Source organism: Pseudoflavonifractor phocaeensis (assembly GCF_016901955.1).
Taxonomy (GTDB): Bacteria; Bacillota; Clostridia; order Oscillospirales; family Oscillospiraceae; genus Flavonifractor; species Flavonifractor phocaeensis_A.
This window is the reverse complement of sequence record NZ_JACJLC010000250.1, coordinates 1-326: the sequence shown is the minus strand read 5'-3', so window position 1 is coordinate 326 and position 326 is coordinate 1. Positions and strand designations below refer to the sequence as shown.

Here is a 326-nt window from a genome sequence, read left to right as displayed (position 1 = left end):
GCGATGGCAGCAGTTCCCGTCGTTCCTCGGGTGACATCTGAGCCAGATCATAGGGGATAGGTGGGTAGCTTGCGACGGATTTGGCAAATTGCTCCGGTGAGAGCATGTCCAGCATGGCATCCAGGTATGGGTTGCCGCTGCTTCCCACATAGATGGCCCCGACCGTATGGCCGGGTGGATACTTGCTCATGTCAATCGTCCCCTCTCTCTAATTTGCTCCTGTTTGATTTGCTCTCCGTCGACTTGTCTGATTGGTTCCCGTCTGCTGTCTGCCTGCTCAATAACCGATCGGATGGCCTTCATGGCTGTGATACTTGTAGCAGTCT

General features: G+C 54.6%; 1 pseudogene. It reads right to left on the bottom strand.

Annotated elements, in window-relative coordinates:
- A pseudogene (locus tag H6B51_RS17415) lies at positions 1–190 on the bottom strand (ATP-binding protein); the annotation flags it as partial.
- Positions 191–326 lie beyond the last annotated feature (136 nt).